This is a genomic window from Prevotella sp. 10(H), from assembly GCF_000711235.1.
Classification (GTDB): domain Bacteria; phylum Bacteroidota; class Bacteroidia; order Bacteroidales; family Dysgonomonadaceae; genus Dysgonomonas.
Window position 1 is genome coordinate 405138 of sequence record NZ_JOMI01000003.1, and the last position, 14585, is coordinate 419722.

General features: G+C 40.7%; 13 protein-coding genes. 8 read left to right on the forward strand and 5 right to left on the reverse strand.

The annotated features are described in order from the left end of the window. The first annotated feature begins 274 nt into the window (after nt 1-274). The 4 genes from aldA to K348_RS0107290 all read left to right on the forward strand — a co-directional run bounded on the left by aldA (nt 275) and on the right by K348_RS0107290 (nt 4598). Nucleotides 275-1711 carry an aldehyde dehydrogenase gene (gene aldA, locus K348_RS0107275; RefSeq protein ID WP_029904304.1) on the forward strand — a complete coding sequence of 479 codons (1437 nt, stop codon included), beginning with the start codon at nt 275-277 and terminating at the stop codon, nt 1709-1711. Between the two features lie 188 nt (nt 1712-1899). Then, nucleotides 1900-2640, forward strand: a complete 741-nt coding sequence (locus K348_RS0107280) for a (Fe-S)-binding protein (RefSeq protein WP_029904305.1) — start codon at nt 1900-1902, stop codon at nt 2638-2640. Beyond that, nucleotides 2637-4013 (forward strand): lactate utilization protein B, encoded by a 1377-nt coding sequence (locus K348_RS0107285; RefSeq protein WP_029904306.1) that lies wholly within the window; start codon nt 2637-2639, stop codon nt 4011-4013. The genes K348_RS0107280 and K348_RS0107285 overlap by 4 nt, the downstream gene beginning before the upstream one ends. Before the next feature lie 6 nt (nt 4014-4019). Next, nucleotides 4020-4598 (forward strand): LUD domain-containing protein, encoded by a 579-nt coding sequence (locus K348_RS0107290; protein WP_029904307.1) that lies wholly within the window; start codon nt 4020-4022, stop codon nt 4596-4598. 91 nt (nt 4599-4689) lie between these two features. Here K348_RS0107290 and K348_RS0107295 read toward each other — a convergent pair whose 3' ends face one another. Continuing rightward, nucleotides 4690-5115, reverse strand: coding sequence for an organic hydroperoxide resistance protein (locus tag K348_RS0107295; protein ID WP_029904308.1), 426 nt, complete (start codon nt 5113-5115; stop codon nt 4690-4692). 164 nt (nt 5116-5279) lie between these two features. Here K348_RS0107295 and K348_RS0107300 point away from each other — a divergent pair, with 164 nt between their 5' ends. After that, nucleotides 5280-5759, forward strand: coding sequence for a hypothetical protein (locus K348_RS0107300; protein ID WP_156032813.1), 480 nt, complete (start codon nt 5280-5282; stop codon nt 5757-5759). Between the two features lie 131 nt (nt 5760-5890). On the opposite strand, the gene K348_RS0107305 is transcribed toward K348_RS0107300, so the two are convergent. After that, nucleotides 5891-6112 carry a hypothetical protein gene (locus tag K348_RS0107305; RefSeq protein WP_156032815.1) on the reverse strand — a complete coding sequence of 74 codons (222 nt, stop codon included), beginning with the start codon at nt 6110-6112 and terminating at the stop codon, nt 5891-5893. A 458-nt stretch (nt 6113-6570) separates the two neighbouring features. Then, the gene (locus tag K348_RS0107310) at nt 6571-9114 is read right to left on the reverse strand and encodes a S9 family peptidase (RefSeq protein WP_029904311.1); all 2544 of its coding nucleotides are present in this window, start codon (nt 9112-9114) and stop codon (nt 6571-6573) included. A gap of 188 nt (nt 9115-9302) precedes the next feature. Here K348_RS0107310 and K348_RS0107315 point away from each other — a divergent pair, with 188 nt between their 5' ends. Next, on the forward strand, nt 9303-10283 hold the full coding sequence (locus tag K348_RS0107315; protein WP_029904312.1) for a hypothetical protein: 981 nt from the start codon (nt 9303-9305) through the stop codon (nt 10281-10283). A gap of 154 nt (nt 10284-10437) precedes the next feature. Here K348_RS0107315 and K348_RS0107320 read toward each other — a convergent pair whose 3' ends face one another. Further along, a complete protein-coding gene (locus K348_RS0107320) occupies nt 10438-10764 on the reverse strand; it encodes a hypothetical protein (RefSeq protein ID WP_156032817.1) in 327 nt (108 codons plus the stop codon). A 146-nt stretch (nt 10765-10910) separates the two neighbouring features. Then, on the reverse strand, nt 10911-11942 hold the full coding sequence (locus K348_RS0107325; RefSeq protein ID WP_029904314.1) for a glycerophosphodiester phosphodiesterase family protein: 1032 nt from the start codon (nt 11940-11942) through the stop codon (nt 10911-10913). 459 nt (nt 11943-12401) lie between these two features. On the opposite strand from K348_RS0107325, the gene kbl reads away from it, so the two are divergent. Together kbl and K348_RS0107335 are read left to right on the forward strand one after the other, a co-directional pair. Then, a complete protein-coding gene (gene kbl, locus K348_RS0107330; protein ID WP_029904315.1) occupies nt 12402-13598 on the forward strand; it encodes a glycine C-acetyltransferase in 1197 nt (398 codons plus the stop codon). 4 nt (nt 13599-13602) lie between these two features. Beyond that, nucleotides 13603-14568, forward strand: coding sequence for an NAD-dependent epimerase/dehydratase family protein (locus K348_RS0107335; RefSeq protein ID WP_029904316.1), 966 nt, complete (start codon nt 13603-13605; stop codon nt 14566-14568). Nucleotides 14569-14585 lie beyond the last annotated feature (17 nt).

Below are 14585 nucleotides of genomic sequence, written 5' to 3' on the forward strand. Positions count from 1 at the left end.
CGTCTTCAACGGATTGGGTGCCCCGCCTGTGTCACTAATGCGCGGGAGGCTGACGCCAGACTAGACTTTGTCTGACACTATTCTCTAGACTTTTTGCGTCTTTGCGTCTTTGCGAGAGAATCACTTTATATTCAATACAGATTCGCTTTATTATAATCAATTATTAAAACTATAATATCAATTTGTTAAATACCTTCATATTGCTTTTTTGTAATTTTAAAATCCGATTTTGGCATAGAATACCTATATAATAACCATATAAAGATTAAAAACCATGAAAGATCTAAAAATGTTTATCGACGGTAAGTTCGTAGAAAACACATCCGGAGAATGGATAAACGTACTGAATCCGTCGACAGAAGAAGTTACTTCACGACAACCGGCAGGCACGGTCGAAGATGCCAGAAAGGCAATCGATGCTGCTGAAAAAGCACAGGACAAATGGGCGGCAACTCCTGCCGTAGAAAGAGCAAGCTACTTGATAAAAATGGCTGCAGGCATCCGTAAAAGAGAAAAAGAACTGACAGATATTATCGTTCGAGAGGGTGGAAAAACACAGGGATTGGCAAATGTAGAAGTCCTTTTCACTGCCGATTATCTTGAATATATGGCCGGCTGGGCGCGCCGCTATGAAGGTGAAATTATCCAGAGTGACCGTCCGCACGAAAGCATTTTCTTATTTAAAAAACCTATCGGGGTAACAACAGGTATCTTGCCGTGGAATTTCCCATTCTTCCTGATTGCCCGTAAAGCTGCTCCGGCATTAGTTACAGGAAATACGATCGTGGTTAAGCCTAGCCAGATTACACCGGAGAATGCTTATGTATTTGCACAGATAGTAGAAGAAACCGGTTTGCCTGCAGGTGTATTCAACCTGATTATGGGACGCGGTTCTGTTATCGGCCACGAACTCGCTGCTAATCCAAAAGTTGGTATGGTGAGTCTTACCGGAAGTGTAGGCGCAGGTATTCAGACAATGGAAGCAGCTTCTGCAAATGTTACTAAGGTTTCTCTCGAACTGGGAGGCAAAGCTCCGGCTATCGTTATGGACGATGCAGACCTTGATTTGGCGGTGAAATCGATAATTGCATCGCGTGTAATCAATACAGGACAGGTTTGTAACTGCGCCGAACGTGTGTATGTACACAAGAATGTGAAAGATGCCTTTGTTGAAAAAATGGTTGCAGGCATGAAAGCCGTTAAAGTGGGTAATCCGTCGGAAATAGCCGATCTGGATATGGGGCCTCTTGTAGAAGCCAATGCACTGAAATCGGTTGAGGAAAAAGTCGCTAAAGCAGTTAGCCAAGGTTGTAAACTTCTGTGTGGCGGTAAACGTATCGGTACTAAAGGATATTTCTTTGAGCCGACTCTTCTGGATAATGCCACTCAGAAAATGGATATCATACAGGAAGAAACTTTTGGGCCTGTACTACCGATTGTCGAGTTCTCCGATATAAACGATGCTATCGAATGGGCAAATGATTGTGAATATGGTTTGACATCGTCCGTCTATACGCAGAATCTGGATACGGCCTTCAAATTGGTGAGAGCGCTTAAGTTCGGCGAAACGTACATCAATCGCGAGAACTTCGAAGCTATGCAGGGCTTCCATGCAGGCTGGCGTAAATCGGGCATCGGTGGCGCAGACGGCAAACATGGTCTTGAAGAATATCTCCAGACACATGTCGTATATCTGGAAACAAAAGGCTGATAAGCTTAAGACAATAAGAAAACTCAAGGCCGGAAGGCTTTGAGTTTTTTATATTACTATTTTTATCGCATCAACTAAGAGTCTGTTTTTGTTTTATATTTTCTTTTAAACCTTTTGTATGGAAAATGAGTTAACAAAAGGAGTCCTGAAATATAGAACTGATTTTTTACCGATTTATTAATTAAAAAATGAAAGTAGGATTATTTATTCCCTGCTATGTAAATGCCATTTATCCCGAAGTGGGAGTGGCATCATACAAATTGCTCGATTATCTGGGGGTGGATGTAGATTATCCCATCGACCAGACTTGTTGCGGTCAGCCTATGGCGAATGCAGGTTTTGAAGATAAGGCTATTCCTTTAGCCAAACATTTTGAAGAACTGTTTGCCAGATATGACTACATTGTTGCGCCTTCGGGTAGCTGCGCCGCATTTGTAAAAGAAAATTATCCCCGCCTGCTGGAAAAAGAACAACATATTTGCCAGACAAGCGGTAAAATATATGACCTCACTGAGTTTCTCCACGATATACTGAAAGTTGATAAACTGCCGGGTAAATTTCCCCATAAAGTAAGTGTGCATAATAGTTGCCACGGAGTGCGCGAGTTGCATTTGTCTTCTGCCAGTGAACTCAATATTCCCCGCTACTCGAAAGTGAAGGATCTACTTTCGTTAGTCGAAGGTATTCAGATATTCGAACCGCAAAAGCTCGATGAATGCTGCGGATTCGGTGGTATGTTTGCTATCGAGGAACCCTCTGTATCGGTATGTATGGGGCAGGATAAGGTTAAAAACCATATGGCAACCGGAGCCGAATATATTACCGGAGCCGACAGTTCGTGCCTGATGCATATGCAGGGAGTGGTGAACAGGGAAAAGCTTCCGGTAAAATTTATACATGTTATTGAAATTTTAGCTGCAGGACTATGAGTACAAAACATGCGAAAGCGGCAGACCGCTTTATTGCCGATAAGAAGCAGGAAGAATGGCATAACGAAACCCTTTGGCTGGTGCGTGCAAAGCGCGACAATATGGCTATGGGAATTCCTGAATGGGAAAAGCTCCGGGAACTGGCTGCACAGGTAAAGATGCATACCATAACTCATCTCGACCGCTATATCGAACAATTCGCCGATAAAGCCGAATCCAACGGGGTTATTGTACATTGGGCGAAAGATGCGGCAGAACATAACCAGATTGTTTACGAAATTCTCTCAAAGCACGATGTGAAGAAGCTGATAAAGAGCAAATCGATGCTTACCGAAGAGTGTGACCTGAATCCTTATCTGCTGGATAAAGGTATCGATGTAGTCGAAAGCGATTTGGGAGAACGTATTCTTCAACTGATGCACGAGCCGCCGAGCCATATAGTAATGCCTGCCATCCATCTGAAACGTGAGCAGGTAGGCAAGCTCTTCGAAGAAAAACTGCATACCGAGAAAGATAACAGCGACCCTACGTATCTTACACGCGCCGCACGTAAATATTTGCGGAGCGAATTCCTTACTGCCGATGCCAGCATGACGGGTGCAAACTTCGGCGTGGCGGAAACGGGTGATGTTGTCGTGTGCACCAATGAGGGGAATGCCGATATGGGAACTTCATTGCCGAAAATACATATTGTATCCATGGGTTTAGAAAAGGTTATACCCAATCAGAAGGCATTGAGTATCTATACCCGTTTATTGGCGCGTTCTGCAACAGGACAACCTGTAACAACCTATACATCGCATTTCCGCAAGCCGCGGAAAGGATGTGAGATGCACCTTGTACTTGTCGACAACGGCAGAAGCGAAATAATGGCAAATAAGGAACATATACAGACGTTGAAATGCATCCGTTGCGGTGCCTGTATGAATACTTGTCCAGTCTATCGTAGGAGTGGCGGTTATTCCTATACCTATTTCATACCGGGGCCGATTGGGATTAATCTCGGCATGTTGAAATCGCCGGAGAAGTATTTCGATAATGTGTCGGCATGTTCCCTGTGTTATTCCTGCAATAATGTTTGTCCTGTAAAGATAGACTTGGCAGACCAGATATACCGCTGGCGGCAGAATCTCGATTCTTTCCATAAAGCCGATAAGATGAAAAAAGTGATGTCGACAGGGATGCGGTTCCTGTTTGTACATCCCGGACTGTATAATACCAGCCTGCGCTTTGCTCCGATTGTAAATCATCTGCCGCGCTTTATGTTATACAATGGATTAAATGATTGGGGTAAAGGCCGTGAACTGCCGCGTTTTGCCGGCGAATCGTTCACCCTGATGTGGAAAAGAGGAAAAGTAAAAACTAAAAAGTAAACGGGCATGAGTAATAAAAACGATATATTAGCAACTATAAAACAGCATATAACCGACAGGTACGAAATGCCGGATATCGATATACAAGGTATTCAATATCCCGATAAAATCGCACAATTTATGCATATCAGCAAATTTGTGGGAGGGGAAGCTGTTGTATTGAAAGAGAATGAAGATATAAACGATGTCATCAAATCATTATATACAGAGGCAAAAACAATAGCATCCAATCTGCCGGAGATTTCTATTGCTACCATTAATCCTGATAATGTAGACGACCCCCACGAACTGAACGGGATAGACTTAGGTGTGATAAAAGGTGAGGTAGGCGTGGCAGAGAACGGTTGTGTGTGGATACCTCAGAATGTGAAAGAAAAAGTATTGTATTTTATTTCCGATTACCTGGTGATAATACTTGATAAAAGCAATCTAGTAAATAATATGCATGAAGCTTATGATAAACTGACTTTCAGTGAACTCGGCTTCGGAACGTTTATTTCAGGCCCTTCAAAGACTGCTGATATAGAGCAGGCATTAGTAGTAGGGGCGCACGGAGCAAAGGGAGTTTCGGTAATACTCGTGTAATGATCTCAAAATAAAAAGTGTGAGCCGACGGCTCACACTCTTATCCAAAAAATCAATCCATATGTAATAATAAATAGGCAGTTGTACTGCATTATTTATCGCTGACCGTCACGTTTAATGTTACTTCAACATTTCCTCTCGTTGCATTCGAGTAAGGGCATGTCTGATGTGCTTCTTTTACCAGTTCTTCCGCTTCCTGCTGGCTCATACCTGTCATATGTACGTCCATTTCTACGGCAAGCTGGAATCCTCCGCCTTCTTTTTTACCGATAGATACCTTAGCTGTTACTTCGGGGCGTATATGTATTTTCTTTTCCAGCGATACATGGCTCAAAGCGCTGCCGAAGCATGCTGAATAACCTGCTGCAAACAGTTGCTCTGGGTTTGTATAGTTTCCGCCTGGGCCGCCCATTTCTTTTGGTGGTCTTACTTCGAGATCCAAAACTCCGTCCGAAGACTTTACATGTCCGCTTCTTCCACCTGTAGAAGTAGCAACCGCAGTATATAATTTTTCCATACGAATGTTTTTATAATTTGCTTTAATACTAATTTTAACAATAAGAAGAGCAGAATTGTTCAAGGATAATAATATTCGGTTATATACCACGTTTTCCTTATCAAGAATAGAATATATTTTTAAAAAGCTTATCTTTGCGAAGTTAAAAAGGCAAATATCACTATATGAGAACTGTAAAGCTATTGTGCGTTTTAATTATTTTCAGTTGCGTATCTTTGACGGCATCTGCCCAGCTACTCGGTGCCGGGGCACAAATGACAGAAAAAGGAAAATTCGAGTTTGCCATAAATGCACATTCCCGTTATCTTTTGAATAAAGGCGCAGTAAATTTCTTCTTGTTTGGTGCTGTAGACTATACAAGTGGAAGCACAAAACTTTCAGGATTGAATATCAAACCTGTTTCTGCGACTTTAGATTTTGCTGGATTAGTTTTCGGAGATCATGCGGATAAGGGCCTTTTGTGGCTGTCATGTGATGCCGGATATCTTTTGAATTTCTCTAAAAAGGATACGGACGGGGTTGTTATAACTCCTAATATAATGTGTTCATATAGTTTGTTTTATGTAAAAACAGGTTATGATTTCAATGTAATGGAGAATAATAGGCAGTTTTTTGTGCGCCTGGGACTGATACTTTCGCTATAATATGGTTTAAAATATAAGAAGAAAGCTCCGGATGAATTTATCCGGAGCTTTCTCTTTAAAACAATAGTTTTCCGTTCTTAAAATTGTAAACAACTATAGGAAATGGTAGTTATTGTTCTATAATTTAATGACTATTTCTTTTTGTCATCTTTGCTTTCGAAACGTCCTTGAGAATCTCTCTGTTCGTTTTTCGCATTCTCACCCCTGTGAGTACTTGATTGAGAATGTGAAGAAGACTGAGAAGAAGAATGCTCATTTTTAGCATCTTTTTTCTCTAATTTGCCCTCAGCATCTCTTGGTCCGTTTTCGGCATAACTGCCACGGGTGTGAGATTGATTACCGCTTGATTTCATACCTTGGCTCTGATCTTTCGATTCAAATCTACCCTGAGAATCTCTTGATTCGTTACGAGCATTTTCGCTCCTTGAATCATGTGAATTGCTACTTTTCATGATTTCTTTTTTTTTAATTTGTAATAATTTATTTGGGACCTATTTCTCTTCCTTTTACTTAAAATAGTGATTGTATAAAAATGGTGGGGGAGGGTAATCACTCAAAGCTTAAAGCTTTTGTATATAAACGAATAGCGGTATATTTAGTTCTCAGGTAAATTCGGATTATAATAATTTTTAAACTCTTTTGCTTAAAGTGCTTCGTTTTTTAAGGCTTTATTAGAAATTTTATCTTAAAACGCTTTGTTAATGCCCGATTCGACCGAACTAATAAAAAGAAATAATGCATGAGAGTTGAGATAATAGAATAAAAATAGCCGGAAGAAATCTTCCGGCTATTTAATTATATAAATCGTTTATTATAGTTTACTTTCAGGATAAAGGCCTTTCCACCAGCCGTTGTCATCTTTCAGCCATTTGGCGAACCATGCCATTATGGAATTATTCCATTCCACACGGCGCTTGTAGTTCATCACACCATGGTTTTCATCCTTTACCTGAATAAATTCGGTAGGACGGCCTAATAGCTTCAAGGCAGTATACATCTGGATACTTTCACCGATAGGTACATTTGTATCTACTGTTCCGTGTGTGAATAGGATAGGGGTGTGTACCTTGTCGGCACTGAAGAGCGGACTTTGTTTTACGTACAGATCATGATTATTCCATGGATAGCTATGTGCACTCGCTCCCGAACTGTAAGTATAGCCCCAATAACCTTCACCCCAATAACTGCTTATTGAACTGATACCTGCATGTGAAACCGCAGCTGCAAACATATCGGTCTGAGTTTGCAGGTACATAGTCATAAAACCGCCGTATGAAGCACCGATACATCCGATTTTCTTATCGTTTACATAAGAATGCTCCTGTGTAAATTTTTTCACTCCTTCAATGATATCTTCTGCAGTACGTTTACCCCATGCATTTACATGCAGAGCGGCAAATTTCTGCCCGAATCCTGTTGCGCCGGCAGGTTGTATGACATATACCACATAGCCTTGCGAGGCAAATACCTGTGCCGGGTAAGGGCCTTCGAAAGTGCGGGATGTAGGGCTTGTACCACCATAGTAATATACAATCATAGGATATTTCTTCGAAGCGTCGAAGTTTGGTGGCAGATAGTAAGTTCCTTTAATTTCTGTACCTACAGAGTTTGTGAAATTCCAGTCTTCTGCTTTTCCCAAAGTCATTTGGGATAGCCTATCATTGTAAGGGTCTGCAATCAGATTTGATTTTTCGCTTTTAAGGTCATACAGGTATGCGCGGGTAGAATTTGACTGGCTCACACCGAAATATACGGCTGACAGCGCATTGTCTGCTATGGAGAAATTGCGGATAACTTCTTCGCTCAACGGTAATTTAGTGAATTTCTTATTCGACGGATTATAGCTGTACATATTTACATAATCCTGATCTGTAGTGCGGAAATAGATAAGATTATCCTTTTTGTTCCATAGACTGTTGTCAATGCTCGGATCGAAATCTTTTGTTATTGCTTCTACTTTTTTAGTGGACAAATCCATAATGAAAGCCAAGCCGTTATAGCTGTTTGCTATCTGTCCCGGATCGATATTCTGTCCTATACCGCCGAATGCTTCACCTGAACCGGAAACAAGGAGTTTCTTACCATCAGGTGAAAATGAAGCGCCATGTGCAAAACTCTCATTTGACCATATGGTATCTATTGTCATTGTCGCTAAATCAAGTTTCAGCAAGGTGTTTTTACGGAAAGGACGTTCGGTCAGCACTTCATCGGAATAGGAGAATAATATTTGCTTTGAATCCGGACTGATATCGTTCAACCATGTGGAATGAGAGCCATAAGTCAACTGCTGGCTCAGGCCTGTCCTCACATCATATTTGTAGATAAAAGAGCGGTTTGTATATCCCGGTTGGCGGTCTTCGGGTGAAAGCAAAAGCTTGAGATCGCCTTTTCTTTCTTCTCCATTTTCCTGTTTACTGTAAAAGATTGTACGTTCGTCGGGAGAGAAAGTTATGTATTCATCGGGAATATTTTTGGCGAATACGCTTTCTTCTAATGTAGCCGGATCGATAGTTATCAGGTCGGTACCGTCTTCCGTTTTAAATCGGTAGAACAGTTTTTCGCTTAGCGGCATCCAACTCAATTGCTGTTTGCTTCCTTCTTTGTCGATAAGAACTTGTTTACCTGTAGACGTATTATACAATTCAGTCGTGGAAATGCCTTTTTCGGGGAATGTATTTCTGTAGGATATCAGCGCATACCGGCCGTTCGGGGACATACTCGTATTTGTTACCCGTTTCCCTAAAAGCATATCGGTGAAGTTGACTGTTCTTTTATTTGTATTGAGTGTTGTGTATATTGTCTGTGTATCGTTTTTCTCATTTTCCAGTTCGATTTTGAATATCGGCGAAGCTTTGTAATTAGCCGAAGCCAGCAGCTTTATTACTACACGGCTCGAAATCGGGTAGGGGGCAAAAGTGGCAGTGACTTCTTTCTCGTTACGGAAGTTTTCTTCCTTTGTAGTTTTTGAAGTACTGAGTTTACCGTCTACATATAATTCAAACATATTAGGCGAAGTTATCTTCAAAGATAATTTTGCATATCGGTTTGCTTCCACATAGAAAGAAAAAAGTTGCAGTGTATATCCGTTCTGAGGTTTTTCGGCATAGAAGTATCCGGCTGTGTCGGATTTTAACGGTCTTACGAATGCTGATTGTTCGGGAATTGTCAGATTCATTTTCAATAAATCTTTTTCCGAGTATTTCTCTCCTTTCAGGTTGGCAGAGTCTACAATTACCGGATCGGTAATGGCAACGGGCGGCGCGGCAAATATCTGTGGTAGTTTTTGTTTGGTCTGGGAGTGCAAACAAAGTACCGAGATAAGACAGATAATGAGGGCAGATAGTCGTGATTTCATATTATTTTAGAAAAAATTTAGTTTAGGGAAGTAAAGATATGAAATCTGATACACACGGGCTACAATAAATATGAAAAGCTTTTATTTAACATTATGTTTTATAGCAGTCGCCATTTTGTTTAAGGATAAAGTATTATCTTTGACCATATAAACTAAACATCGAACAGAAATCTATCTATAATCACACGATGAAACTACTGGTTTACTGCGTAATATTTGCCCTCACTATAACATCTTTTTCATGTTCAGGGGATGATGTGATGCTTTATCACGAAAAAGAAGAGGATCCCGATCCGGGGCCACCCACTCCGCCCGAACCAACCTATTACTGGCTGCTTGAGAGTGTCGATTATCCACAACTGAAAGGTAATGACAAACTTAATATGCAGGAACGGGATGATTTTGTTCTTACATATAACGAAGCTGATTCTATCATTGTTATTGATAACGACGGTGGCGACTATATCAAAATAGATTATAAGGGAAACAACTATATGGCTTTTTCGCGTATAAGGAGTGGTGCCACAGCCAAACAGCGGACAGTCGATAGCTTATTGATATACCTGAATGAAAACAGGCAGATAGATTATGCGCTGCATGTGACGCATACCGAAACTTTTTCGCAGGACGGAGACTTGACTTCCAACAGACAGACATGGAATGATTCCACAGCATTTAAATACGATGCGGAAGGATATATGACCGATATGTTGCATTATGACTATAGCGGTAATAATAATTCATTGTCTTACAGCGAGAAATATACTATTGTCGACGGCAATATAACGGAGGCGATTTCGGCTGATTATCATCATATTTATACTTATGATGATACTGAAAATATCAAATCGTCCAGTTATGTGTACGAAATGCCGCTTAATACAATCAGTATAAAGAGTCGTGGTGGTTGCTGGTTCATGTCGAGCCTGCCGTTTTTATCGGCGAAGTATCTGGGTAAAGCCAGTAAAAATAACGTAGTAAAAACAGTAATAAAGAAGATCGATCCGAAAGGAGGAGATTCTTATGACTATGCAGATATAAATTATGAGTATACACTCGATGAAAATGAAATGCTGAGTGAAGTAAAACTTAAGGGAACAGTGAATGGGAAAGATATACCTGACGATTTTATTTCCTATTTCAGTCATTTCAAAAAAGAGAAGAAATAGAAAAAAGTCCGGTGATTCCGGACTTTTTTATTTTCATTAGTTTGTAAATAAAAACCCCGGCTCTGTTAGGGGCGATGAAGAAGAATAGAGAGATAGTCATCATCCGGTAAACCGAGCCGGGGAGGCTAAGGGGGCAGCCTTAGGTCTTTTAATGTTATCGATTTCGGGTAGCCTCCAACACTTCACCCGTTGCTTTACTTATATTGATAATCCTACCCTCCGTTCCTGTTACCGACCAGATTCCGTTATGGAGGTTAACCGACAATAATTTCTCCCCTTTTAATAGTGGTTCAGCTAATGCAACGGCTGACATAATAGTCGGTGTGGCATCTTTATTAATGATTTTCGTAGATTGTCCAAATCGGGCAGGCACTTCAATCTTGTAACCTACTTTATCTCTCGGATTGCCTTTGACTTGATACAGAATAGCCGAGACTATCATCGATACCAGACAAATAGGATATATTACAGTCTTGCTCATAATCGTCAGTTTTTATTGGTTACACTATATAGAGCGATCTGTAATAAATATTCCATAAGCGGAATTAATTATTTTTCTTGAAAAAATAAAAAGCGCTGAAACATAAGTGTTTCAGCGCTTTTTAGGCTATTTGGCTATTCTTTATTTTATTTTAGGTTCGCTATTATTTTCATCAGCAATTCCGGTTCATCTGTTGTAATATAGTCCAGACCTTGACGAAGCATAGTTTTCATATCTTCTTCCTTATTTACTGTCCATGCATTCGTAAGTAGTCCGGCAGCTTTCGCCTTATTTACCAGTTCGGTATCTTTCAGGAAATTGCTATAGTGATAATCAATCCCTGACATTTTTGCCTCTTTCACTTCTTCGATGCTTTTATCAGCTTCGAGATATAGAACTTTTGCAGTAGGATCGAGTTCTCTTATTCTTTTTGCTGCATCGAAACTGAAAGTAATGTAATCCGTCCATGCCTGAGCTTTCATCCTGTGCACTATTTGTACACACGAGTCGGCAACCGCTTCACTGCGAGCCTTTCCCATTCTGGATGTTTTTACTTCCAGTACAAGGCGTGTTTTATTTTGCTCTTTAATGCATTTTATATATTCTTCGAGGCTGGGGAGGTGGTCGCCGTCTTTCAACTCTATTGTGAACAATTCGGCAGCCGTTGTTTCCTCCACTGTTTTTCCTCCGATAGTAGGATCATGTGATAGCACCACCTTATTATCAGATGACAACCATACATCGAATTCCGAGCCTTCACAACCTGTTTCTATTGCTTTCTTCAATGCTTTAAGCGAATTCTGGCTGGCGCTATGGTTTTTCCATGCGCCGCGATGGGCAATGACCTTATTGCGGATAAAATCGTCTTTGACCAGTTCGAATGATTTTTCACCGTCTTTGGTTTTTAAAGTGATTTCGTATCTGTATGGAGATGAATCGTTTATTGCGGCATCTTTTTTCAACGATATATTTCCTTGCTTGTCGATAGTGAATAATTTCGAATTATCTTTTACCAGTGACACTTTTTCTCCTTTGGGAACTATGACCTTACCGATAACGGCACCTTTTTTATTTTTAGGAATGAGGTAATTGTCCAGTGTCAATAATTCTTTACCGGATTGAGAAAACATAACGGATGTAACTAATAGAGTTAATAATAAAAAAAACAGCTTTTTCATGATTACATTTTTAGACGTTAATCGTATATAATATAAGGCAGGATAAACAGGAGAAATTATAATGATACAGCAAGCTGAAAAATGTATATTCCTACAGTGTTTTTATCTATGCTTTATAAAACAAGTACATTAAGAATTCAAAGATAAGGAGTATGAATAAAAAACATGTGTAGAAAATGTTACTTTTGTTACTTTTTTGCAGATATTTGCCGATCGGTCTGTATTACAGATTTTTGTAATTTATATCATTATATCGGACGAATGAAAATATCTCTGAAAAGTGTAACTTTTGTTACCTTTTTTGATTATTAACATACTATATATTACACTAAGTTGAGATACTTTTACACTTTCATTTTCCGGTATATTTTCCGGATATTTTGAGAGAAAAATATTTCCATTTAAACACTCTTTTATCTTTTGGCATTTTAGTACCTTTACGTCAAAAAATTAAAAACTATGAACACCTATTCTACTTTTCAGGAATACCTACAAAAAGAATTGGCTGATATCAAATCGGCAGGGTTATACAAAAGCGAACGCATAATAGTTTCTCCGCAAGGGGCTGCTATCCGTGTAAGCACAGGTCAGGAAGTATTGAACTTCTGCGCCAATAATTATCTGGGATTGTCAGATAACAAAGAGTTGATAGAAGCGGCAAAAGAAGCTATGGATTCCCGCGGGTTCGGTATGTCTTCCGTACGCTTTATTTGCGGTACGCAGGATTTACATAAAGAACTGGAAGCTGCTATCGCTAAGTTCTTCGGTACAGAAGATTCTATCCTGTATGCTGCCTGCTTCGATGCTAACGGTGGTGTTTTCGAGCCGTTGCTGAGCGATCAGGATGCAATAATCTCCGATTCGTTGAACCATGCTTCTATTATCGACGGTGTGCGACTGTGTAAGGCCGTGCGTTACCGTTATGCAAACGCGGATATGGAAGACTTGGAAAAACAACTTAAGCTGGCACAATCGCAGCGTTTCCGCCTGATTGTGACCGACGGTGTATTCTCTATGGACGGTAATGTGGCTCCGATGGACAAGATTTATGAACTGGCACAGAAATACGACGCCATGATTATGATAGACGAGTCGCACTCGGCCGGAGTAGTAGGAAAGACCGGACGCGGAACAACCGAACTGTTCAACCTGAAAGGAAAAGTAGAAATCATTACTGGTACATTAGGTAAGGCTTTCGGCGGTGCTATCGGCGGATTTACTACCGGTAAGAAAGAAATTATAGATATGCTTCGCCAGCGTTCTCGCCCTTATCTGTTCTCTAACTCTATCCCGCCTGCCATTACAGCTGCCGGTATTAAGATGTTCGAGATGATGGACAGAACAAACGAGTTACAGGATAAACTGCATGCAAATACAGACTACTTCGTAGAGAAAATGAAGGCGGCAGGATTCGATATCAAGCCTACGCAATCGTCTATTTGTGCAGTGATGCTTTACGATGCGAAACTTTCGCAGGATATGGCTGCAAAAATGCTGGATGAAGGCATTTATGTGACAGGCTTCTATTATCCTGTGGTGCCTAAAGATTTGGCGCGCATCCGCGTACAGATTTCGGCAGGACACGAGAAGGAGCATCTCGACAAGTGTGTGGCGGCATTTACGAAAATAGGTAAAGAATTAGGTGTAATAAAATAAATAAATGAAAAACATTCTTATCGTAGGTAGTACGGGCCAGATAGGCTCTGAACTAAGTATAAAATTGCGCTCTATTTACGGAGACAGTAATGTAATCTGCGGTTACTACAAGCCACCATATCCGGAAGGATTCTTCGACTGGGGGCCAACTGTGGAAATAGATGCGACCGATGCGCAACAAATTGCAGAAGCAGTTAAGAAATATAAGATTGACACTATTTACAATTTGGCGGCTATATTGTCTGCTACAGCCGAAAAGAACCCGAAGCTGGGTTGGGATGTAGGTGTAGGCAGCCTCATGAACTGCCTCGATGTAGCCCGCGAATATAACTGCGCTGTTTTTACACCAAGCTCTATAGGTGCTTTCGGGCCTAATACGCCGAAAGATAAAACGCCACAGGATACTATTCAGCGCCCGAAAACGATATATGGTATTACCAAAGTAATGGGCGAAATGCTGAGCGATTATTATTACAATCGCTGGGGAGTTGATACCCGTTCGGTACGTTTTCCCGGTATTATTTCCAACCTGACGCTTCCGGGTGGAGGAACTACCGACTATGCTGTAGAAATATACTATAATGCAGTAAGGGAAGAGAAATTTGTATGCCCTATCAAAGCGGGTACATTTATGGATATGATGTATATGCCTGATGCGCTGAACGCAGCCATAAATATTATGGAGGCTAATCCTGATACACTGATACATCGCAATTCATTTAATATTGCGTCTATGAGTTTCGATCCGGAAATGCTGTATGCTGCGATTAAGAAGCATTACCCTAACTTTGTAATGGAATATGACGTCGATCCGTTGAAACAGGCAATTGCCGATTCATGGCCGAATTCACTGGATGATACCTGTGCCCGTCAGGAATGGGGCTGGGCTCCGGAATACGATCTGGAAAAGATGACGGTAGATATGATCAAAGTATTGAAAGGCAGAGAAGTTCATCTTGCTGAGAAATAAATAAGAAAGGACGGATT

What these genes read in the sequence shown, in the direction of transcription:
- K348_RS0107305 (WP_156032815.1), bottom strand. Translation starts at nt 6,112, where the DNA reads ATGAAATCAAGCGGTAATCAATCTCACACCCGTGGCAGTTATGCCGAA.
- K348_RS0107290 (WP_029904307.1), top strand. Translation starts at nt 4,020, where the DNA reads ATGAGTAATAAAAACGATATATTAGCAACTATAAAACAGCATATAACC.
- aldA (WP_029904304.1), top strand. Translation starts at nt 275, where the DNA reads ATGAAAGATCTAAAAATGTTTATCGACGGTAAGTTCGTAGAAAACACA.
- K348_RS0107320 (WP_156032817.1), bottom strand. Translation starts at nt 10,764, where the DNA reads ATGAGCAAGACTGTAATATATCCTATTTGTCTGGTATCGATGATAGTC.
- K348_RS0107300 (WP_156032813.1), top strand. Translation starts at nt 5,280, where the DNA reads ATGAGAACTGTAAAGCTATTGTGCGTTTTAATTATTTTCAGTTGCGTA.
- K348_RS0107335 (WP_029904316.1), top strand. Translation starts at nt 13,603, where the DNA reads ATGAAAAACATTCTTATCGTAGGTAGTACGGGCCAGATAGGCTCTGAA.
- K348_RS0107295 (WP_029904308.1), bottom strand. Translation starts at nt 5,115, where the DNA reads ATGGAAAAATTATATACTGCGGTTGCTACTTCTACAGGTGGAAGAAGC.
- kbl (WP_029904315.1), top strand. Translation starts at nt 12,402, where the DNA reads ATGAACACCTATTCTACTTTTCAGGAATACCTACAAAAAGAATTGGCT.
- K348_RS0107310 (WP_029904311.1), bottom strand. Translation starts at nt 9,114, where the DNA reads ATGAAATCACGACTATCTGCCCTCATTATCTGTCTTATCTCGGTACTT.
- K348_RS0107280 (WP_029904305.1), top strand. Translation starts at nt 1,900, where the DNA reads ATGAAAGTAGGATTATTTATTCCCTGCTATGTAAATGCCATTTATCCC.
- K348_RS0107315 (WP_029904312.1), top strand. Translation starts at nt 9,303, where the DNA reads ATGAAACTACTGGTTTACTGCGTAATATTTGCCCTCACTATAACATCT.
- K348_RS0107325 (WP_029904314.1), bottom strand. Translation starts at nt 11,942, where the DNA reads ATGAAAAAGCTGTTTTTTTTATTATTAACTCTATTAGTTACATCCGTT.
- K348_RS0107285 (WP_029904306.1), top strand. Translation starts at nt 2,637, where the DNA reads ATGAGTACAAAACATGCGAAAGCGGCAGACCGCTTTATTGCCGATAAG.